The following is an 18,544-nucleotide window of genomic DNA, read 5'->3' as shown; positions in this document are numbered from 1 at the left end:
CCGGGGCCCCCCGGGCCCGTCGGCCTTTCCGGACAGTTCTCCGGATGCGACTGCGGTGGCACCAGGTCACTGTGGGTGCTCAGAGCATTCCGGATGGTGAGGAGAATGCATGCGTTCCTCGATCCGCACGCTGATCGGCGGGCTCATAGCCGGGTCCGCGCTCGCGCTGTCGCTACCGGCTTCCGCGACCGCGGCCGCGGTGGAGTACGCCCCCGGCGCCCCGGGCGCCGACAACGGTGTCATAGGCGGCACGCCGGTCACCACGGAGCAGTACCCGTGGGCGGTGGTCCTGTCGAGCCGGTCCCGCTACGGAGCGGGCCGCTCGGGGCAGTTCTGCGGCGGAGCGCTCGTCGGGCCGAACACCGTGGTCAGCGCGGCGCACTGCTTCAGCCCGACCGCGCTGGGCGGGGACTGGAACCAGGTGCCGGACCTGCGCATCATCGCCGGGCGGACGGACCTCGCCGGCTCCGCCGGCAAGGAGGTGGCGGTCCGCAAGGTGTGGGTCAACCCCGCGTACGACCCCACGACGAACAGCGGCGACGTGGCCGTCGTCACGACCGCGGAGCCGTTCCCCGCGGGAAGCGCGATACGCATGGCGGCGCCGGGGGACGTGGGCTCCTACGAGGCGGGCACGCCGGCGCAGGTCCTCGGCTGGGGGGACACGGCGGGCCTGGGGACCTACTCGAACGTCCTGATGGCCGCGAACGTGTCGGTGCTCGCCGACTCGGTCTGTGAGCAGGCGTATCCGGGCAGTGCGGAAGGCAAGTACCAGAGGGGCGGCATGGTCTGCGCCGGCGACCTGGCCGGCGGGCACGACTCGTGCCAGGGGGACAGCGGCGGTCCGCTGGTGGCGGACGGGCGGCTGATAGGGCTGGTGTCCTGGGGCGCGGGATGCGCCCAGGCGGGACATCCCGGTGTGTACACCCGGGTCTCGACGGTGGCGGGACTGGTCGGCCTGCACTCCTCGTGACGTGCGGCGGACAAGCCGACGGGCGGCCTCCCTTGCGGGGGGCCGCCCGTCGTGAGAGCTCGTCGCAGTGCTACGCGTCAGCGTTCGTCATCGGCCGCGACGGTCGGGGTCGCGGTGAGCCGACCGGTCTCGTCCTGTATTTCCGCAGCGATCTTCTTCAATTCGGGCTCGAACTTACGCCCGTGGTGCGCGCAGAAGAGCAGCTCGCCGCCACTGATGAGTACGACGCGCAGGTAGGCCTGGGCGCCGCAACGGTCGCAGCGGTCCGCCGCCGTCAGCGGGCTCGCGGGGGTCAGAACTGTAGTCACGTCGCCTCTTCTCTAGCTCGACGAGCTGTCGTACCAGGGTCAACATCCAACCAGGCCCAAACTGTTCCCGCTCAGGTCTTTTCCTTGGAAACTGTCGCTGTAGCGGCCGGATGCTACCGATTGGCGGCGAAAGATCCTCTGGCGTCTTATCTGTCGGCTTCGGGTCGTTCTGGCAGATCTGGTCAGAATGTTCGGTTGTGTCCCCCCGGCTTTGCGGCCGGTTGTTGAGGAGGACGTGCCCCGAGCCTAAATGGTTCATGCCTCCAGGGGAACGTGACATGTGTATCACTCAAACGAGGGATCGAACGTACCTTCGAAAAGGGGCTAGCATGATGCCCGTACCGGGTCGCGGCGAAACGGCCGTGCGTGACCTCGGTACCCTCTCACCGATACGGCTGAAGAACTTCATGAGGAGACGTTCGCGTGACCGCCGAAACATCCGTGCCGTCCACCGCGTTGCTGACCGGTGCAGATCGTGACGGCTCCAACTACACTGCGCGACACCTGCTCGTGCTCGAGGGCCTCGAAGCGGTCCGCAAGCGCCCCGGCATGTACATCGGGTCCACCGACAGCCGCGGCCTCATGCACTGCCTGTGGGAGATCATCGACAACTCGGTGGACGAGGCCCTGGGCGGCCACTGCGACCACATCGAGGTCGTCCTCCACGACGACGCCTCCGTCGAGGTGCGGGACAACGGCCGCGGCATCCCCGTCGACGTCGAGCCCAAGACCGGTCTGTCCGGCGTCGAGGTCGTCATGACCAAGCTGCACGCCGGCGGCAAGTTCGGTGGCGGCTCCTACGCCGCCTCCGGCGGTCTGCACGGCGTCGGCGCCTCCGTCGTCAACGCGCTGTCCGCGCGGCTGGACGTCGAGGTCGACCGCGGCGGTCACACCCACGCGATCAGCTTCCGCCGCGGCGTCCCCGGCAGCTTCGCCAAGGCCGGCGCCGAGGCGCCGTTCGAGCCGGGCAACGGGCTGGACAAGGTCAAGAAGGTGCCGCGGGCCCGCACCGGCACCCGCGTCCGCTACTGGGCGGACCGTCAGATCTTCCTCAAGGACGCCAAGCTCTCCCTGGAGACGCTCCACCAGCGCGCCCGCCAGACCGCGTTCCTCGTTCCGGGACTCACGATCGTCGTCCGCGACGAGCGCCCCGACAACGGCTCCGAGGGCGGGAAGCCGGTCGAGGACACCTTCCACTTCGACGGCGGCATCAGCGAGTTCGCCGAGTACCTCACCCCGGACAAGCCGATCTGCGACGTGCTGCGGCTGACCGGCAGCGGCACCTTCAAGGAGACCGTCCCGGTCCTCGACGACCGCGGCCACATGACCCCCACCGAGGTCACCCGTGAGCTCGGCGTCGACGTCGCGCTGCGCTGGGGCACCGGCTACGACAGCACGCTGCGCTCCTTCGTGAACATCATCGCCACCCCCAAGGGCGGCACCCATGTGCGCGGCTTCGAGGGCGCCGTCACCAGGACCTTCAACGAGGTGCTGCGCGCCGCCAAGCTGCTGCGCGTCGCCGAGGACGACATCGTCAAGGACGACGCCCTGGAGGGACTGACGGCGGTCGTCACGGTCCGGCTCGCCGAACCGCAGTTCGAGGGCCAGACCAAGGAGGTGCTGGGCACCTCGGCGGCCAACCGCATCGTGGCCAACGTGGTGGCCCGCGAGCTCAAGGCGTTCCTCACCTCCACCAAGCGGGACGACAAGCAGCAGGCCCGCGCCGTCCTGGAGAAGGCCGTCGCCGCGGCCCGTACCCGGATCGCCGCCCGGCAGCACAAGGACGCCCAGCGCCGCAAGACCGCGCTGGAGTCCTCGTCGCTGCCGGCCAAGCTGGCCGACTGCCGCAGCGACGACGTCGACCGCAGCGAACTGTTCATCGTCGAGGGCGACTCGGCGCTGGGCACCGCGAAGCTCGCGCGCAACTCGGAGTTCCAGGCGCTGCTCCCGATCCGGGGCAAGATCCTCAACGTACAGAAGTCCTCGGTCACGGACATGCTGAAGAACGCCGAGTGCGGTGCCATCATCCAGGTCATAGGAGCCGGCTCGGGCCGCACCTTCGACATCGACCAGGCTCGCTACGGCAAGATCATCATGATGACGGACGCCGACGTCGACGGCAGCCACATCCGCTGTCTGCTGCTGACGCTCTTCCAGCGCTACATGCGGCCCATGGTCGAGGCGGGCCGGGTCTTCGCCGCCGTGCCGCCGCTGCACCGGGTCGAGCTCACCAACCCGCGCAAGGGCCAGGAGAAGTACGTCTACACCTACTCCGACCGGGAGCTGCGCGACACGCTGCTGGAGTTCGAGCGCAAGGGCATCCGCTACAAGGATTCCATCCAGCGCTACAAGGGTCTCGGTGAGATGGACGCCGACCAGCTGGCCGAGACCACGATGGACCCGCGCCACCGCACCCTGCGCCGGATCAACATCAGCGACCTGGAGGGCGCGGAGCTCGCCTTCGACCTGCTGATGGGCAACGAGGTTGCGCCGCGCCGCGAGTTCATCGCCAACTCCGCCGCCACGCTCGACCGTTCGCGGATCGACGCCTGACGGAACGGGTCCTCGCAACGGCGCCCTCCACGGTCACCCGCCGGTGGAGGGCGCCGTCGCCTCCCCACCCCCAGGAGTGGGGCACCATCACCCGATGAGGTGAAGGTTTCTGCTTGGAGGCTCCCGGGTCTTCCCGCAATGTCCATGCTTGGGCGCACGGCGCGATCGGCCCGTGAAGCGAGGAGAGTTCGTGAAAGAGCACGACCGGGCGGAAACCGGAGGGCTGCGGGTGGACGACCCTTGGTACGACGTCCTGGCCGCGGGGGAGTGGGAGGGTCCCGAGCCGCCGCCGGTCTCCCTCCCGTCGCAGGCCCGCCCGGCCGACGGCCACGCCGGGGTCTACCGGGAGGTGCAGGCCAGCGGCCCCTTCCAGGAAGTGCGTTCCCGTTACCGGCGGTTCGTCTTCCCAGCGGCCGCCGGCTTCCTCGCCTGGTACCTGGTCTACGTCGTCCTGGCGACGGCCGCACCGCGGCTGATGGCCCGGCCGCTGGTCGGCGAGCTCAATGTGGCCATGGCCCTCGGCCTCGCCCAGTTCGCCACGACCTTCCTCCTGACCTGGGCCTACGCCCGGCACGCCCGGCTGCGCCGGGACCGAGCCGCCCTCGACCTGCGCTGGGACACCCAGGAGCGGATGCGGTGACCGGCAACCACCAGGGCCTGGCGCTGGTCCTCTTCACCGTCTTCGTCTCCGTCACCCTGGCGATCACGGCCTGGGCCGGCCGGCGGCGGAGCTCGTCCGTGGAGTTCTTCGCCGGAGGCCGTCTCTTCTCCCCCTTGGAGAACGGATTCGCCATCGCCGGCGACTACATGTCCGCCGCCTCCTTCCTGGGTATCTCCGGCCTCATCGCGCTCTTCGGCTACGACGGCATGCTCTACTCCGTCGGCTTCCTCGTCGCCTGGCTGCTCGTGCTGCTGCTCGTCGCCGAACTCGTCCGCAACTGCGGCCGGTACACCCTCGCCGACGTCCTCACCGCCCGTATGCGCCGACGCCCGGTCCGGATCGCCGCGGGCACCTCCTCGGTCATCGTCTCCGTGCTCTACCTCGTCGCGCAGATGGTCGGCGCCGGGAGCCTGGTCTCCCTCCTGCTCGGCGGCCAGGGATCGGCCGCGCGCACCTGGACGGTCATCGGCGTGGGCGCGCTCATGGTCTTCTACGTCGCCTTCGGCGGCATGCGTGCCACGACCTGGATCCAGATCGTCAAGACCGTGCTCCTGATGGGTGGCACGATCACCCTCACCGTCCTGGTCCTCCTCCGCTTCCACGGCGACCTCGGAGCACTGCTGCGCTCGGCCGCCGGCGGCAGCGGGCACGGCCGGGACTTCCTCGGCCCCGGCCTGCTGTACGGGCAGAGCTGGACCGACCGGCTGGACTTCATCAGCCTCGGCATCGCCCTCGTCCTGGGCACCGCAGGGCTGCCGCACATCCTGTCGCGCTTCTACACCGTGCCCACGGCACGATCGGCGCGGCGCTCGGTGGTCTGGGCGATCGGCCTCATCGGCGGCTTCTACCTGATGACGATCGTGCTGGGCTTCGGTGCCGCGGCGCTGGTCGGATCCCACACCGTGCGCGCCTCCAACGCCGCCGGGAACACGGCGGTGCCGCTGCTCGCCCTCGACCTGGGCGGGGGAGCGGGCTCGACCGGCGGGACGGTGCTGTTCGCGGTCGTCGGGGCGGTCGCCTTCGCCACGATCCTGGCCGTCGTCGCCGGGATCACCCTGGCCTCGTCCGCCTCGGTCGCGCACGACCTCCATGCGACGCTGCGCCGCCGGAGGACCGCACCGGGCGGCAGGCGCCGGGAGAACCAGGACGTCCGGGTCGCACGGGTGGCCGCGGTCTTCATCGGCGGCGTGGCCATCGCGCTGAGCCTGTTCGCGCAGGGCCAGAACGTGGCCTTCCTCGTCGGGCTCGCATTCGCGGTGGCGGCGTCCGCCAACCTGCCCGCGCTGCTGTTCACGCTGTTCTGGCGGAGGTTCACGACCCGCGGCACGGTCTGCGCGATCTACGGCGGCCTTGTCCCGGCGGTCGTGCTGGTGGTGCTGTCCCCGGTGGTGTCGGGCAGCCCGCAGTCGCTCTTCCCCGGCGTGGACTTCCAGTACTTCCCGCTGGAGAACCCGGGCCTGGTGTCCATCCCGCTGGGCTTCGCGGCGGGCTGGCTCGGCACGGTCCTGTCCCGTGAGCGCGCCGACGAGGACAAGTTCGCCGAGGTCGAGGTCCGTTCGCTCACCGGTGCCGGTGCGGTGTGACACCCGTTCCGTCTGACGGAACGCTCTGATTGCCGCAGGCCGACGGGGCCTCCACGCTGTGCGGCATGCCATCGAGCCGTGTGCGTTGGCTGCTGCGCGACGAGACGGGCGTGGCAGCGGTACTGGTCCTGCTGGTGCTCGTCGTGGGCATCGCCGAGCCGGGCTTCCTGACGCGGTCGAACCTGACCGGGACCGCCCACAACGCCTGCTACGTGGGCCTGATGGCGGCCGGCATGGTCTTCGCCCTCGCCATGCGCGAGGTCGACCTGTCGGTCGGCGCGGTCTGCATCCGCGACGGCTGGTCCCCGTGGGCGGCGGCCGCCGCGGTGCTGGTGCTGTCGGCGCTGCTCGGGGCATGCAACGCGATCGTGGCGAGGTACGTGGGGCTGCCGACGTTCATCGTCACCCTCGCCACCGCCATGGTGTTCCGCGGCATCGGTCTCGCCCTGGCCGATGGCAAGCAGATCAGCGGGATGCCCCAGGAGCACGCCTTCTTCCTGGTCGTCGGCGGTGACTCCGGTGGCCTGCCGACCGCCGTGTGGGTGCTGCTCGCCACGACGGCGGTGCTCACCGTGCTGCTTACCCCTACCCGATTCGGGGCGCAGGTCAGGGCCGTCGGTTCCAACCCGGACGCGGCGCTGTTCACCGGGCGGCCGATCGTGCGGACGCGGATCAAGGCGATGGCGCTGTCCGCGTCGACGGCCGGTCTGGCGGCCGTCCTGGCCCTGGCCCTCTTCATCGCCGGTGACCCGACCATCGGCCAGGGGTACGAGCTGAGCGCGATCGCCGCCGCGATCATCGGCGGCACCCCGCTCGCGGGCGCTCGCGGCTCGGTGCCAGTGCCGTGATCGGGGCGCTGATGCACCGCCGTCGCCGCCGACAGCGCACTGCGCCGGGTCCGCGGCCGCCAAACACCCAGGTCGGGCTCATGCGCGTCGCGGCACGCGAGTGCGCCGCCCGCGGCATCCGCGTCAACACCATCCACCCGGGCCCCACCGACACCCCGTTCATGCGGCGCATCGGGACCGCCGCCACCGGGCAGCCTTCCGAGCACGCGGCCAGGGCGTTCGACGCGATGATCCCCCTCGGCCGGCACGCGGCACCCGAGGAGATCGCCCGCACCGTGCTCCACCTCGCGGGCGACGACGCGAGCTTCACCACCGGAGCCACCGTCGCGGTCGACGGCGGCATGAGCGTATGAGAGGCGTCCCCGCCATGACGACCGCCCTGCGGGCCCTGCTGGAGATCCTCGCCGACGAGGGGGTGGACCGGGTCTTCGGCAACCCGGGCACCACCGAACTGCCCTTCCTCGAGGCGCTGTCCGGACCCGGAACCGGACCCGTGCCCGAGTACGTCCTCGGCGTCCAGGAGGGCTCGGTCGTCGCCATGGCCGACGGCTACGCCCGGGCCACCCGCCGTCCCGCCTTCGCCAGCCTGCACATCGCCGCCGGCACCGCCAACGGCCTGATCGGGATGCTCAACGCCCGGCGCTCGCGCACCCCGCTGGTCGTCATGGCGGGCCAGCAGGACCGGCGCCACCTGCTCCAGGACCCCATGCTCGCCGGGGACCTGGTGGCCATCGCCTCGGGTGCGGCCAAACGGGCCGAGGAGGTGCACCGACCCGAGGACCTGCCGCTGGTGCTGCGGCGTGCCTTCGCGCTCGCCCGGCAGCCGCCGCAGGGGCCGGTGTTCGTCTCCGTGCCGATGGACGTGCTCGAGGACGCGGCGCCCGTGGTGGTCCCCGCGCGGTCACCGCTCGCGCCGCCCGGTCCGGCCGGCGGGCTCGACCGGGCCGCGGCCCTGCTCGCCGCCGCCGATCGGCCCGCGGTCGTCGCCGGCGACGGGGTCGGCAGGGACGGCGCGGTGGCGGAGCTGGTACGGGTCGCCGAGGCGCTGGGCGCGGTCACGTACCACCAGCCGATGAACGACCACCTGGACTTCCCCGGCTCGCACCCGCTCCACGCCGGGCCGCTGCCGCCCGTCAACGCCCGTATCCACGAGCGGTTGAAGGAGCACGACGCGCTGCTCATCGCCGGCTGCCGCGCCTTCAGCCCGCACCACTACAGCCCCGGCCCGCCCGTGCCCGAGCACCTGACGGTCGTGCAGATCGACACCGACCCCGCCGAGCCGGGCCGCAACTTCCCCGTCTCCCTGGGCCTGACCGGCTCCCTTGGCTCCTCACTGGCCGGACTCGCCGGTCACCTGGCCCGGCTGGTCCCCGAGGAGACCGCACGCGAACGGATGCGGGAGGCGGGCGCACGGCACGCCGAGGCACGGAACCGGCTGGACCTGCGGGCCCGGTCCGCGCGGGGCGGCGCCCCGGTCGACCCGCTCGCCGCCGCGCACGCCCTGGCCGGCGCACTGCCGGACGAGGCGGTGCTCGTCGAGGAGTCGATCACCGTCGGGGTGCACCTGCGCAGCGTGCTGCGCCGGGACCGGCCGGGCGGTTTCGTCCACACGGTCGGCGGGGGCCTCGGCTGGGGCATCGGCGCGGCCGTCGGCCACCGGCTCGGCGCACCGGAACGCCCGGTGGTGGCCGTGCTGGGGGACGGCTGCGCGATGTTCGGGCTGCAGGGGTTGTGGAGCGCGGCGCAGCACCGGGTGCCGGTCCTGTTCGTCGTGATGGCCAACGGCGAGTACCGCACCTTGAAGGACACCCTCGACACCCGGGGCGGCGGCCCCGCCCTCCCTCGCGCCTCCGTCCCCCGCCCCGGTCTCGACCTCGGCGACCTCGACTGGCGCCTTGCCGCGCGCTTCTTCGGCATCCCCGCGGTCCGCGTCGACGGTACGGAGGAACTGGCGCGGAGCGTGGCGGCGGTGCGCGGGCTCGACGGCCCGCTGCTGGTCGAGGTGCCCTTGCGGGGGCACTCGTGAACGCCGAGGATGCGAGCGTGACGGAGAGCCGGTCGATGCTGGCCCGCGGGGCCGCGCTGCTCGGCGCCTTCGCCGCGGGCGAGGACGGCACCCCGCTCGGCGAACTCGCCGCACGAACCGGCCTGCCCAAGTCGACCGTGCACCGGCTGCTCGCCGAACTGACCGCCGTCGGCCTGGTGGAGCACGGGACGGACGGCTACCGGCTCGGCCTCGCCCTCTTCGAGCTGGGCCAGCGGGTGCCGCACCGGAGGCTGCGTGAGGCGGCGCTGCCGTTCATGGAGGAGCTGTACGAGGCCACCCACGAGAACGTGCACCTCGCCGTCGTCGACGGGGCCGACACCGTCTTCCTGGAGAAGCTCACCGGCCGCCGCTCCATGCAGATCATCTCCCGGGTCGGCGGCCGGCTCCCCGCGTACTGCACCGCCACCGGCAAGGCGCTGCTCGCGTACGGGACCCCGCGCGGTCTGGCCGCGGTGCTCGGCGTGGGGCTGCGCCGCCGCACCCCGCGCACCATCGTCGTGCCGCGGCTGCTCCAGCAGGACCTCGTCCGCACCCGCGCCCGCGGCTACGCCGTCAACTGGGAGGAGGCCGAGGTCGGCGTCTCCGCCGTCGCCGCTCCCGTCTACGGGCCGCGGCCCGGACCGCACGCCTTCCCCGTCGCCGCCTTCCCCGTCGCCGCCGTCTCCGTCACCGGCGCCACGCGGGGGCTGCGGCTGGACCGCGTCGCGCCCGTGGTGTGCGCGACGGCCAGGGCGCTGAGCCGGGAACTCGCCCGCCGGTGAACCGGGTCAGCCGGTCCGCGCCCATGCGTAGCGGTGCTCGGGGCGGCCGGTGTCGCCGTACTTGAGCGTGAGGCTGATCCGGCCCTCGCGCTCCAGGAACTTCAGGTAGCGTTGCGCGGTCGAGCGGCTGATGCCCGCGCGTTCGGCGACCTCGTGGGCGGAGAGCGGCCGCGCGGCCTCGGTGAGCACCTTGCGCACCAGGTCGGCGGTGGGCGCCGAGTGCCCCTTGGGCAGTTCCGCCGGTGCCGCACCGGCCGTGCGCAGCGCGCCGAAGATGCGGTCCACCTGCTCCTGGCCGGCCTCGCCGCGCCCGCCGACGCCGTCGAGGGTGCGGCGCAGCGCCGCGTAGGCGTCGAGCTTGCCCCGCAGCCCGGCGAAGCTGAACGGCTTGACCAGGTACTGCAGCGCGCCGAAACGCATCGCCGCCTGTACGGTCGCCACGTCGCGGGCGGCCGTCACCATGATGACGTCCGCGGTGTGGCCGAACTGGCGCATGCGCCGCACCAGGGTGAGGCCGGTCTCGTCCGGCAGGTAGTGGTCGAGCAGGACGAGGTCGACGTGCATGCGCTCCAGCGTCGCCAGCGCCTGGGCCGCGGTGTGGGCCCGGGCGGTCACCCGGAAACCGGGGACCTTGGCGACGTACGCCGCGTTGATCTCGGCGACGCGGAAGTCGTCGTCCACGACCAGGACGTCGATCATCGTGCTCCCCCCGAGGGTGCGGCGGCCGCCGCCGTGGTGCTGACGAGGTCCGCGCCGGCCAGTGCCTCCGGCAGGACGACCGTGAAGACCGCCCCGCCGCCTGCCCGGGCGGTCACCCGGGCCATGCCGCCGTACCGTTCGGCGAGCCGGCGCACGAGCGCGAGCCCGAGCCCGCGGCCGCGGTGCGCCGGGGACCGTTTCGTCGTCCAGCCCTCGGCGAAGATCTGCTCACGTGCCTCCGGCGGTACGCCGGGACCGTCGTCGGACACCCGCAGCACGACCGTCGTGCCCTCGGCGCGCAGTTCCACCTCGACGAGCGAACGGGCCGCGTCCAGGGCGTTGTCGATGAGGTTGCCGAGCACGGTGACCAGGTCGCGCGGGTCCACGACCCGGTCGGGCAGCAAGGTGGCGGGGGAGACCGACAACGCGGCGCCCCGCTCCGCCGCGATCGCCGACTTGCCCACCAGCAGGGCGGACACCAGCGGGTCCCTGACCCGCTCCGCGACCTGTTCCGCGGAGGCCCGCTGGGCGTCGGCGACCTCGCCGACGAAGTCCACCGCCTCGTCGTACAGGCCGAGTTCGAGCAGCCCGAGCAGGGTGTGCAGCCGGTTCGCGTGCTCGTGGTCCTGGGCGCGCAGCGCGTCCAGCAGGCCGTGCGTGCTGTCCAGTTCCCGGCCCAGCCGCTCCAGTTCGGTGCGGTCCCGCAAGGTGGCCACCGCCCCGCCGTCACCGGTCGGCATGCGGTTGGCGACCAGCACCCGTGTCCCGCTGACGGTGAGCAGGTCGGTGCCCGCGACACGGCCGGCCAGGACGTCGGTCGTCCGCCCGGGCGGCAGCACCTCGTCCAGCGCGCGGCCCGCGGCGTCCGGACCGAGGCCGAGCAGACGCTGCGCCTCGTCGTTGAGCAGCCGCACCCTGCCCTGGGCGTCGAGGGCGATGACACCCTCCCGGATGCCGTGCAGCATCGCCTCGCGCTCGTCGAGCAGCGCGGAGATGTCGGCGAAGGCGAGTCCGTGCGTCCTGCGCTGCAGCCGCCGCGACACCAGCAGCGCCGCCAGTACGCCGACCCCGAGCGCGGCGCCCGCGTACAGCAGCAGCACCGGCACCGTGGCCAGCAGCCGCTCCCGCACGCTGTCGTACGCGATGCCCACCGACACGGCGCCCACGATCCTCCCGTCGGCCCCGTGCAGCGGCACCTTGGCGCGCGCCGAGCGGCCGAGGGTGCCCCGGTCGATCTGCATGATCTCGCGGCCCGACAGGGCCACGCTGGGGTCGGTGGAGACGTGCCGGCCGATCTGGGTGACGTCCGTGTGCGACCAGCGCACACCACGGGTGTCCATGACGACGATGTACAGGGCGCCCGTGGCACGGCGGATCCGCTCGGCCTCGTCCTGCACCGGGCCGGTGACGCTCGGCCGGGTGGTGACCAGGTCGTGGGCGAGCCCCGGGGTCGCGGCGGTGGTCTGCGCGATCGACAGCGCCTGCCGCATCGCCTGCTGGTCCAGCTGCGAGCTCAGCGGGGCGAGGAACAGTCCGGTGGCCAGGGTGATCACGCCGGTGGTGAGGACCACCTGGACGAGCAGCACCTGGGCGAAGACGCGACGGGGCCAGCGGATGCGCATGTACGTCACCCCTGTCCTTCCCGGTGTTCCGCGCCCTTGCGGAATTCGCTGGTCCGTTTGCCCGGCTGTGAACGCAACGTAAACGCGGCCGGCGCCCGCTGCCCAGCCCCCGTGGCCCTTTCGTTGTCGTAGCGCGAGCAAAACGAGCAGAACAGGGGGTTGTGGGCACAAGGCGGAGTTGTGACCGCAAGGGTGCCGCCGTGACCCAGGCCACACCTAGCGTCCCGGCGCATGAGCACACACACCAGCCCCGCCATCGAACTGCGGGGTGCGAGCAAAGCGTTCCGGACCCCGTCCGGGGCCCTCCACACCGCCGTCCGTGACCTCGACCTGACCATCGGGCGCGGGGAGTTCGTGGCCGTCGTGGGCCCCACGGGCTGCGGCAAGTCCACGACGCTGACCCTGGTCAGCGGGCTGGAGGAGCCCACCGAGGGCGAGGTGCTGGTCGCCGGCGAGCCGGTGCGCGGCATCGGCGACAAGGTCGGCTTCGTCTTCCAGCAGGACGCCGTCTTCCCCTGGCGGACCGTGCTGTCCAACGTCATGGCGGGCCCCCGATTCCGCGGCGTGCCCAAGACCGAGGCCAGGGAACGGGCCCGCGAGTGGCTCGCCCGGGTCGGCCTGTCCGCCTTCGAGGACCGCTACCCGCACCAGCTTTCGGGCGGCCAGCGCAAGCGTGTCGCGCTCGCCGCCACCTTCGTCAACGACCCCGAGATCCTGCTCATGGACGAGCCGTTCTCCGCGCTCGACGTGCAGACCCGCGCGCTGATGTCGGACGAGCTGCTGGAGCTGTGGTCCGGCACGGGCGCCTCGGTCGTCTTCGTCACCCACGACCTGGAGGAGTCCATCGCGCTCGCCGACAAGGTCGTCGTCATGACCGCCGGGCCTGCCACGGTCAAGGAGGTCTTCGAGATCGACCTGCCGCGCCCGCGCCAGGTCGAGTCCGTGCGGCTGGAGCCGCGGTTCATCGAGATCTACCGGGAGATCTGGGCCTCGCTCGGCGAAGAGGTCCGCATCACCCGCGAGAGGGGTGCGGCGGATGTCGCCTGAGACCGTGGCGGCCGGCTCGGCCGCCGTCACCAAGGATCCCGCGGGCACCGACCGCGCGCGCTCCCGCGCCCGCGCCGCCCGCAACCGCGGCTACCTCGTCCACGGCAGCCGCGTGCTGCTGCTGGTCGCCGTCCTGGGGCTCTGGGAGTGGCTGGCCCGGGCCGGGGTCGTCGACCCCTTCCACTTCTCGATGCCCTCGCGGATCTGGGAGCAGATCCGCACCTGGGCCGTGGACGGCACCGCGCAGGGCACGTTGTGGGAGCAGATCTGGTACACGCTCTACGAGGCCCTGTTCGGCTGGGTGATCGGCGTCGTCGCGGGCGTGGTGCTGGGCATCGCCCTCGGGCGGATCCGTTTCCTCGCCGACGTGCTCGGGCCGTACATCAAGGTGCTCAACGCGCTGCCGCGGATCGTGCTCGCGCCGATCTTCCTGATCTGGTTCGGGCTCGGCCCGGCCTCCAAGGTGGCCTCCGCGGTCGTCCTGGTCTTCTTCCCGGTCTTCTTCAACGCCTTCCAGGGCGCCCGGGAGGTCGACCGCAACCTGGTCGCCAACTCCCGCATCCTGGGCGCCCGTGACCGCCAGGTCACCTTCCAGGTGGTCATCCCCTCGGCCACCTCCTGGATCTTCACCAGCCTCCACGTGAGCTTCGGCTTCGCCCTCATCGGCGCCATCGTCGGCGAGTACATCGGCGCCACCAAGGGCCTCGGCCTGCTGGTCGCGGCCTCGCAGGGCACGTTCAACTCCGCTGGTGTGTACGCCGCGATGGCGATCCTCGCGGTCGTCGCACTGCTCGCCGAGGGCCTGCTGACCTTCCTGGAGAAGCGGCTCTTCCGCTGGAAGCCGGCCGAGGCCGGCTCCGACCGCTGACCCCGCCCCCGCCCCCGCCCACCCCCTTCACAAGGACGTGAACCAGATGCGCACGCCCCTCAGGACCGCGGCCGCCGTCGCCGTCTCCGCCCTCGCCCTCACCATGCTCACCGCCTGCGGCGGCGACTCCACCGCCTCCGGCTCCGGCGGCAAGGGCGACAAGGTCAAGATCATGGTCGGTGGCCTGGACAAGGTCATCTACCTCCCCGCGATGCTCACCGAGCGGCTCGGCTACTTCAAGGCCGAGGGCCTGGACGTCGAACTGCTCACCGAGCCGGCCGGCGTGCAGGCCGAGACCGCGCTCGTCTCAGGCGACGTGCAGGGCACCGTCGGCTTCTACGACCACACGCTCGACCTGCAGGTCAAGGGCAAGCAGGTGGAGTCCGTGGTGCAGTTCTCGCAGGCTCCCGGCGAGGTGGAGATCGTCTCCAACGCGGCGGCCGGGGACCTCAAGGGCGCCGGGGACTTCAAGGGCAAGAAGATGGGCGTGACCGGCATCGGCTCGTCCACGGACTTCCTCACCAAGTACCTCGCCGTCAGCAACGGCGTGAAGACCAGCGAGTTCACCCCGGTCGCGGTCGGCGCCGGCCAGACCTTCATCTCCGCGATGGAACAGGGCTCGATCCAGGGCGGCATGACCACGGACCCGACCGTGGCTACCATCCTCGACAAGGGACTCGGCAAGGTGCTCATCGACATGCGCACCCCGGAGGGCTCCAAGCAGGCGCTCGGCGGGCTCTACCCGTCCTCCAGCCTCTACATGCAGACGGAGTGGGTCGACGGCCACAAGGAGACCGTCCAGAAGCTCGCCAACGCCTTCGTGAGGACGCTGCGGTGGATGTCCACGCACAGCGCCGCGGAGATCGCCGCGAAGATGCCCTCCGACTACGCGCAGGGCGGCGGGCAGGAGCTCTACGTCAAGGCGATCGAGAGCACGCTGCCGATGTTCACCAAGGACGGCGTGATGCCCGAGGGCGGCCCCGAGACGGTGGAACGGGTCCTCAAGGCGTTCAACCCCAACCTGCAGAACACCGAGGTGGACCTCGGCAAGACCTACACCACGGAGTTCGTCAAGAACGCCGGCTGAATGCCGCTGATCTCCATCCGCAGCGGCGCCCCCAGGGCCGCCCCGCAGCTCTCGGGCCGGGGCGGCTCCGCCGCGACCGGCGTCACCTCGACGTCCCAGGCCCGGCCGTCGAGGTGCCGCACGCGGGTGCCGTGCTCGCCGTCCACGGTCAGCGCCTCGGCGCGCAGTTCGCCCGTCAGCCGCCGCACGGCCAGTTCGGCGGCCTGGCCCGGACGCTCCCACGCGGAACGCCCGCGGCAGCCCTCCAGCACCATGTCGCCCTCGCGGGCGGCCGCCAGCACCTGCCGGGCCAGCCCGGGGTCGACCCGCCCGTAGGCGTAGCCGTACGGCAGCACCAGCATCGTCGGCGAGAACCGGTGCCCGCCCAGGTGGGTCACCTCCCACACCTCGCCGAGCCCGGAGGCGGCCAGTTCCCCGGCGAGCGGCCGGCCCTTGAGGGCGCAGCAGCGGTCCCGCTTGCCGTTGGTGCAGACGAGGGCGAGCGGGTCGCCCTCGTACGGCATCCCGAAGCCGCGGTGGTCGCCGCGGCCCAGCGCCTCGAAGTCCAGACCCAGGAGCGCGCCCGGGTCCTCCACGACCGCCTCCCGCACCCATGTGCCGCCCGGCACGGTGTGCGCCACGTAGGCCGTCCGCCGCCGCACGTCGTGCCGGTCCGCGTGCCGCCCGGGCCGCCGGATCAGCCCGACCCGCACCCCGGTCCCGGCCGCGGCCCGCTCCAGCGCCCTGCCCACCCGCGGATCCAGGTGGCTCCCGGTCAGCGCCTTGGGGCCCCACGGCCCCGGCTGCTCCAGCAGCAGCCAGGTCCGCGCGGTGGCCGCCGTCGCGGCGACGGGCTCCGCCAGGGAGCTGGACGCGGTCGTGCAGGTGCTCATGAAGGTAAGCCTAACCTTCTGCACCATCCCCGCATCTCCCGCCCCTCCAGTCCGGGGCGGGAATCCATCGGCGGGTCCGTCAGTCCGGGAGTCGCCTTGCCCGTCGGCTGGGGCAACGCAGCAGTCACCTGTCCTGAATGGCGCGCTTCACCGTCCGACCCAGTGGGTAACACTTATTCGACGGCGGGTGCCGGACCCGTGCGTCCCTGCGTGCTTCTCACCTCTCCGAGGCAGTCGACCAGAGCCGCTCGTACCTGCCCGGAGCATCGTTTCTTCGGGCTGTGGCCGCTGTGTCGGGCGACCATGCGCGGATCGGGGGGTCACATGGCGCGTTCCAGGGAGGTGGGCGGAATCGCCGCCCTTCTGGTCACCGGGATTGCTGCGGTCCTGGTGGTCACGGCGACTGTCGCCGTGGCGCTCGGCAAGCTCATGGTGGCGCTGGCGTCGCCCTCGGGCTCGGAGCCCGCCGCCTCGACCTTCATGGCCGCCAATGCGGCCTTCTCGGGGCTGGCCCTGGCAGCGGTGCTCGTGACGTTCGGGGTACAGCAACGGAAGGCCCACTTACAGCGCCGCGAACTTGCCGCGCAGCGCGTGGAGTTGAGAGGAACACACAGTCAGCTCTACCGGAGCGCCGAGGCCGAGCTTCGCACGCTGCACGTCGAGCTTCTCAAGATCGGTATCGAGAACCCGGAGTTGGCCACGGTCTGGCCGGAGTTGGAGGGAGTGCCCGCGGAGCAGGCCCGCGAACTCCTCTATGCGAACATGATCTTCACACACCACCTCTTCGTGATGCGACTGGGCAGCCTGTCCGCAGTCGAGTTCCAGAACGTGGTGAGGGACCTGGTGAGGAGCCGCAAGTTCAGGGAGTATTGGACTTGGTCCCGGCCGTACCGCGCGGCGCGCTTGGACACGGCAGGCGACGAGGCGCGCCTCGGGGCGATGGTGGACTCGCTGATCCAAGAAATCGAACGCAATGGCGAATGATGCTGCCATCGGATGAAGTTTCATCAAGACTCGGCGAAACCGGCCCGCAACACCCGTCCCATAAGCTACATGTGACGCGTCATCTTCTATGCGTCTCGGGAGGAGAGGGGCCACCACGGTACGGCACATGACCTCCCGCTACAAGAAAGGCTCAGTGCGTGGAGATCGTGCGCAGGGTCGGTGTTTCCCCTCGTGAGCGTGGCAGCACCGCCGCAGCGACCTGCCCGGACATCTTCGAGTTGTCCAATGGCGACTTCGCGGTGATCGGCACCGAGGCCACGGCTGATCTTGATGGAAAACTTCCCCCCGACGCCGCGCGCGCGGACTATGAACGCATCGTGGTGATCACTCGCGAGACATTGGTGCGTGCCAAGCGGGACATTCCAGACTTCTGACGCGCGTAGCCCGTTACGGACGACGGCCTCTCCCAGGATGGCGTGGGGGAGGCCGCGGCATGTGCTCGGGAGCCGACTGGTGCCCGCGCCCCAGTTGCCCCGGGGAGGTGTCCGAGCCCCTGACGCCTCCGGCGTCTTGCGCAAGAGCGCAAACCACTTGCATGTCGTGTCGTATGCTTGCGCTCATGACGCGACGGCTTGCCGAAGTAGCGAAGAAGGTCGGGGTCAGTGAGGCCACCGTCAGCCGTGTGCTGAACGGGAAGCCGGGGGTGTCGGAGGGCACCCGGCAGGCGGTGCTCACGGCGCTCGACGTGCTGGGGTACGAGCGGCCGACGCAGTTGCGGGGGAACCGCGCCCGGCTGGTCGGGCTGGTGCTGCCGGAGCTGCAGAACCCGATCTTCCCGGCCTTCGCCGACATCGTGGGCGCGGCGCTCGCCCAGCAGGGCCTGACGCCGGTGCTGTGCACGCAGACCGCGGGCGGGGTGTCGGAGGCGGACTACGTCTCGCTCCTGCTCCAGCAGCACGTCTCCGGCGTGGTCTTCGCCGGCGGGCTGTACGCGCAGGCGGACGCGCCGCACGACCACTACCGCCTGCTGGCGGAGCGGAACCTGCCGGTGGTGCTGATCAACGCCGCCATCGAGGACCTCGGCTTCCCGAGGGTGTCGTGCGACGACGCGGTCGCCGTGGAGCAGGCCTGGCGGCATCTGGCCTCGCTCGGCCACGAGCGGATCGGCCTGCTGCTCGGGCCCACCGACCACATGCCGTCGCGGCGCAAGCTGACCGCGGCGCGGGCCGCGGCCGCCGCCGGCTGCGGGTCGCTGCCGGACGAGCACGTCGGGCGGGCGATGTTCACGCTGGAGGGCGGGCAGGCCGCGGCCGCCAAGCTCTGGGAGCGCGGGGTCACCGGGATCATCTGCGCCAACGACCCGATGGCGCTGGGCGCCGTGCGGGCGGCACGCCGGATGGGGCTCTCCGTGCCGGGCGACGTGTCCGTGGTGGGCTACGACGACTCGGCGTTCATGACCTGCACCGACCCGCCGCTGACCACGGTGCGGCAGCCCATCGAGGCGATGGGCCGCACGGCCGTCGAGCTGCTCGCGCTGAAGATCGCGGGCAAGCAGGTGGCCTCCGACGAGCTGCTGTACGAGCCCGAGCTGGTCGTCCGCGGGACGACGGGGCCCGTGCGCGGCTGAGCGGCCGCGCGCCCCGCGGACCGGGCGGTTCCGACGACGTCGGAAC

The 18,544-nt window shown here is 71.8% G+C and carries 18 protein-coding genes; 14 read left to right on the top strand and 4 right to left on the bottom strand.

Annotated elements, in window-relative coordinates; all coding sequences use genetic code 11:
- Positions 1–109: 109 nt before the first annotated feature.
- Positions 110–970, top strand: a complete 861-nt coding sequence (locus tag ACFW3D_RS39925; RefSeq protein WP_500513153.1) for a serine protease — start codon at positions 110–112, stop codon at positions 968–970.
- Between the two features lie 77 nt (positions 971–1,047).
- Here the strand turns inward: ACFW3D_RS39925 and ACFW3D_RS39920 are convergent, their stop codons facing one another.
- Positions 1,048–1,278, bottom strand: coding sequence for a DUF7455 domain-containing protein (locus tag ACFW3D_RS39920; RefSeq protein WP_354796799.1), 231 nt, complete (start codon positions 1,276–1,278; stop codon positions 1,048–1,050).
- A 423-nt stretch (positions 1,279–1,701) separates the two neighbouring features.
- On the opposite strand from ACFW3D_RS39920, the gene ACFW3D_RS39915 reads away from it, so the two are divergent.
- The 7 genes from ACFW3D_RS39915 to ACFW3D_RS39885 all read left to right on the top strand — a co-directional run bounded on the left by ACFW3D_RS39915 (position 1,702) and on the right by ACFW3D_RS39885 (position 9,731).
- Complete coding sequence (locus ACFW3D_RS39915; RefSeq protein ID WP_500513151.1) at positions 1,702–3,831, top strand: DNA gyrase/topoisomerase IV subunit B; 2,130 nt, start codon at positions 1,702–1,704, stop codon at positions 3,829–3,831.
- A gap of 190 nt (positions 3,832–4,021) precedes the next feature.
- The gene (locus tag ACFW3D_RS39910; protein ID WP_500513149.1) at positions 4,022–4,471 is read left to right on the top strand and encodes a DUF485 domain-containing protein; all 450 of its coding nucleotides are present in this window, start codon (positions 4,022–4,024) and stop codon (positions 4,469–4,471) included.
- On the top strand, positions 4,468–6,075 hold the full coding sequence (locus ACFW3D_RS39905) for a monocarboxylic acid transporter (protein ID WP_500513147.1): 1,608 nt from the start codon (positions 4,468–4,470) through the stop codon (positions 6,073–6,075). Before ACFW3D_RS39910 ends, ACFW3D_RS39905 begins: the two co-directional genes overlap by 4 nt.
- Before the next feature lie 65 nt (positions 6,076–6,140).
- Complete coding sequence (locus tag ACFW3D_RS39900) at positions 6,141–6,923, top strand: ABC transporter permease (protein ID WP_500513145.1); 783 nt, start codon at positions 6,141–6,143, stop codon at positions 6,921–6,923.
- Between the two features lie 80 nt (positions 6,924–7,003).
- Positions 7,004–7,276, top strand: a complete 273-nt coding sequence (locus ACFW3D_RS39895; protein WP_500513143.1) for an SDR family NAD(P)-dependent oxidoreductase — start codon at positions 7,004–7,006, stop codon at positions 7,274–7,276.
- A gap of 14 nt (positions 7,277–7,290) precedes the next feature.
- The gene (locus tag ACFW3D_RS39890; protein WP_500513141.1) at positions 7,291–8,949 is read left to right on the top strand and encodes a thiamine pyrophosphate-binding protein; all 1,659 of its coding nucleotides are present in this window, start codon (positions 7,291–7,293) and stop codon (positions 8,947–8,949) included.
- Positions 8,950–8,966: 17 nt separating this feature from the next.
- Entirely contained in the window at positions 8,967–9,731 is a 765-nt protein-coding gene (locus ACFW3D_RS39885; protein ID WP_500513139.1) for an IclR family transcriptional regulator, read from the top strand.
- 6 nt (positions 9,732–9,737) lie between these two features.
- On the opposite strand, the gene ACFW3D_RS39880 is transcribed toward ACFW3D_RS39885, so the two are convergent.
- A complete protein-coding gene (locus tag ACFW3D_RS39880; RefSeq protein ID WP_500513137.1) occupies positions 9,738–10,430 on the bottom strand; it encodes a response regulator in 693 nt (230 codons plus the stop codon).
- Complete coding sequence (locus tag ACFW3D_RS39875; protein ID WP_500513135.1) at positions 10,427–12,052, bottom strand: ATP-binding protein; 1,626 nt, start codon at positions 12,050–12,052, stop codon at positions 10,427–10,429. The genes ACFW3D_RS39880 and ACFW3D_RS39875 overlap by 4 nt, the downstream gene beginning before the upstream one ends.
- A gap of 231 nt (positions 12,053–12,283) precedes the next feature.
- On the opposite strand from ACFW3D_RS39875, the gene ACFW3D_RS39870 reads away from it, so the two are divergent.
- Genes ACFW3D_RS39870 through ACFW3D_RS39860 form a run of 3 tightly spaced genes read left to right on the top strand, consistent with a single transcriptional unit; the run spans position 12,284 to position 15,054 of the window.
- Positions 12,284–13,099, top strand: a complete 816-nt coding sequence (locus ACFW3D_RS39870) for an ABC transporter ATP-binding protein (RefSeq protein ID WP_500513133.1) — start codon at positions 12,284–12,286, stop codon at positions 13,097–13,099.
- Positions 13,089–13,967 carry an ABC transporter permease gene (locus tag ACFW3D_RS39865; protein WP_500513131.1) on the top strand — a complete coding sequence of 293 codons (879 nt, stop codon included), beginning with the start codon at positions 13,089–13,091 and terminating at the stop codon, positions 13,965–13,967. The genes ACFW3D_RS39870 and ACFW3D_RS39865 overlap by 11 nt, the downstream gene beginning before the upstream one ends.
- A 46-nt stretch (positions 13,968–14,013) precedes the next feature.
- Positions 14,014–15,054 (top strand): ABC transporter substrate-binding protein, encoded by a 1,041-nt coding sequence (locus ACFW3D_RS39860; protein WP_500513129.1) that lies wholly within the window; start codon positions 14,014–14,016, stop codon positions 15,052–15,054.
- On the opposite strand, the gene ACFW3D_RS39855 is transcribed toward ACFW3D_RS39860, so the two are convergent.
- Positions 15,021–15,926 (bottom strand): ferredoxin family protein, encoded by a 906-nt coding sequence (locus tag ACFW3D_RS39855; protein WP_500513127.1) that lies wholly within the window; start codon positions 15,924–15,926, stop codon positions 15,021–15,023. The two genes, ACFW3D_RS39860 and ACFW3D_RS39855, sit on opposite strands and share 34 nt — an antisense overlap.
- A gap of 324 nt (positions 15,927–16,250) precedes the next feature.
- Here ACFW3D_RS39855 and ACFW3D_RS39850 point away from each other — a divergent pair, with 324 nt between their 5' ends.
- The 3 genes from ACFW3D_RS39850 (at position 16,251) to ACFW3D_RS39840 (ending at position 18,498) form a co-directional block, all read left to right on the top strand.
- Entirely contained in the window at positions 16,251–16,910 is a 660-nt protein-coding gene (locus ACFW3D_RS39850; RefSeq protein ID WP_500513125.1) for a DUF6082 family protein, read from the top strand.
- Between the two features lie 158 nt (positions 16,911–17,068).
- Positions 17,069–17,305, top strand: coding sequence for a hypothetical protein (locus ACFW3D_RS39845; RefSeq protein ID WP_500513123.1), 237 nt, complete (start codon positions 17,069–17,071; stop codon positions 17,303–17,305).
- A 185-nt stretch (positions 17,306–17,490) separates the two neighbouring features.
- A complete protein-coding gene (locus tag ACFW3D_RS39840; RefSeq protein WP_500513121.1) occupies positions 17,491–18,498 on the top strand; it encodes a LacI family DNA-binding transcriptional regulator in 1,008 nt (335 codons plus the stop codon).
- Positions 18,499–18,544 lie beyond the last annotated feature (46 nt).

The organism is Streptomyces sp. NPDC058864 (genome assembly GCF_042742985.1).
Taxonomy (GTDB): domain Bacteria; phylum Actinomycetota; class Actinomycetes; order Streptomycetales; family Streptomycetaceae; genus Actinacidiphila.
The sequence above is the reverse complement of the archived record's forward strand: the minus strand, read 5'-3'. Positions and strand labels throughout refer to the sequence as shown.

Excerpts from the sequence above, each read along its gene's own strand:
- ACFW3D_RS39860 (WP_500513129.1), top strand. The coding sequence starts at position 14,014 with ATGCGCACGCCCCTCAGGACCGCGGCCGCCGTCGCCGTCTCCGCCCTC.
- ACFW3D_RS39925 (WP_500513153.1), top strand. The coding sequence starts at position 110 with ATGCGTTCCTCGATCCGCACGCTGATCGGCGGGCTCATAGCCGGGTCC.
- ACFW3D_RS39875 (WP_500513135.1), bottom strand. The coding sequence starts at position 12,052 with ATGCGCATCCGCTGGCCCCGTCGCGTCTTCGCCCAGGTGCTGCTCGTC.
- ACFW3D_RS39890 (WP_500513141.1), top strand. The coding sequence starts at position 7,291 with ATGACGACCGCCCTGCGGGCCCTGCTGGAGATCCTCGCCGACGAGGGG.
- ACFW3D_RS39855 (WP_500513127.1), bottom strand. The coding sequence starts at position 15,926 with ATGAGCACCTGCACGACCGCGTCCAGCTCCCTGGCGGAGCCCGTCGCC.
- ACFW3D_RS39900 (WP_500513145.1), top strand. The coding sequence starts at position 6,141 with ATGCCATCGAGCCGTGTGCGTTGGCTGCTGCGCGACGAGACGGGCGTG.
- ACFW3D_RS39880 (WP_500513137.1), bottom strand. The coding sequence starts at position 10,430 with ATGATCGACGTCCTGGTCGTGGACGACGACTTCCGCGTCGCCGAGATC.
- ACFW3D_RS39895 (WP_500513143.1), top strand. The coding sequence starts at position 7,004 with ATGCGCGTCGCGGCACGCGAGTGCGCCGCCCGCGGCATCCGCGTCAAC.
- ACFW3D_RS39850 (WP_500513125.1), top strand. The coding sequence starts at position 16,251 with ATGGCGCGTTCCAGGGAGGTGGGCGGAATCGCCGCCCTTCTGGTCACC.
- ACFW3D_RS39870 (WP_500513133.1), top strand. The coding sequence starts at position 12,284 with ATGAGCACACACACCAGCCCCGCCATCGAACTGCGGGGTGCGAGCAAA.
- ACFW3D_RS39865 (WP_500513131.1), top strand. The coding sequence starts at position 13,089 with ATGTCGCCTGAGACCGTGGCGGCCGGCTCGGCCGCCGTCACCAAGGAT.
- ACFW3D_RS39840 (WP_500513121.1), top strand. The coding sequence starts at position 17,491 with ATGACGCGACGGCTTGCCGAAGTAGCGAAGAAGGTCGGGGTCAGTGAG.